The 742-nt window shown below is 58.1% G+C and carries 1 protein-coding gene; it reads left to right on the top strand.

Annotation, left to right across the window (positions count from 1 at the left end; all coding sequences use genetic code 11):
- Nucleotides 1-29: 29 nt before the first annotated feature.
- Nucleotides 30-742 (top strand): two-partner secretion domain-containing protein (locus EAE92_RS24140; RefSeq protein WP_214069865.1); only part of this gene is annotated, 713 nt, incomplete at its 3' end.

Raw genomic sequence — 742 nt, 5'->3', positions numbered from 1 at the left:
GGTGGGTAGTGTTGTATGGAGCAAAAATCATGAACAAGCAGTTATATCGTATTATCTTTAATCAATCTCGCCAGCTGTGGATGGTGGTGGCCGAGATAGCGCGGGCCGGACGGGGAAGAGCCGGACGCCGCGCTCATCGCCCCTCTTCACCGCAGCGTCGTTGCCGACTCACCGCGCTACGGTTTGGGTTGTTGTTAGCCCTTGGCGGAGTTTCGCTCACCGTACAGGCGGCGATTGTGGCCGACGGACAGGCGCCGGGCCGTCAGCAGCCCACCATCATTCGCAGCGCCAACGGCACGCCGCAGGTCAATATCCAGACCCCGGGCGCCGACGGCGTTTCCCACAATACCTACCGTCAGTTTGACGTGGATAAACAGGGGGTGATCCTCAATAACAGCCATCAGGCCACCCAGACGCAACTGGGCGGTATGGTCGCAGGCAATCCGTGGCTAGCCAAAGGGGACGCCAGCGTTATTCTTAACGAAGTCAACAGTCGTGACCCCAGTCGCCTCAACGGCTGGATTGAAGTGGCCGGGCATAAAGCCGAGGTGATTATTGCCAATCCTTCCGGTATCACCTGTAACGGTTGCGGTTTCATTAACTCACATCGCACTACGCTCACCACCGGACAGGCGCTGATGGAACAGGGCCGGCTGAAAGGGTTTGATGTCCGTCAGGGGGAAGTGCGGATTGACGGACACGGCATGGACAGCACGCAGCAAAGTTACACCGATATTATCGC

Origin of the sequence: Photorhabdus hainanensis (assembly GCF_018448965.1) — a bacterium.
Lineage (GTDB): Bacteria > Pseudomonadota > Gammaproteobacteria > Enterobacterales > Enterobacteriaceae > Photorhabdus > Photorhabdus akhurstii.
This window is presented reverse-complemented; position numbering and strand designations above follow the sequence as displayed.